The sequence below is a fragment of the Monashia sp. HAY1-5C genome (assembly GCF_056755255.1).
The window spans coordinates 1-228 of record NZ_JBPGXG010000925.1; the positions used below are offsets into that span (position 1 = coordinate 1).

Consider the following 228-nt stretch of genomic DNA (forward strand, 5'->3'; position numbering starts at 1 on the left):
CTTGAGTATGATGACGTAATGAATAAGCAATGTGATGTAATTTACAAAAGAAGAAAGAATGCTTTATTCGGAGATCACCTTAAATACGATATTGCCAATATGATTTTTGATGTGGCAAATTCTATTGTCACAAAAGGAAGAGCTACAGGAAGCTATTCAATCAACCATTTGGGAGGTCGAACAAAAGTAGAATCCAAGCTAGATTTTGCAGGAGTAGTTCAGCCTGTC

The 228-nt window shown here is 36.0% G+C and carries 1 protein-coding gene; it reads left to right on the plus strand.

Going from position 1 to position 228, the window contains the following annotated elements; all coding sequences use genetic code 11:
• Nucleotides 1–228: hypothetical protein (locus tag ACR9ZK_RS23960; protein ID WP_481344387.1), on the plus strand; the 228-nt coding region annotated here is incomplete at both ends.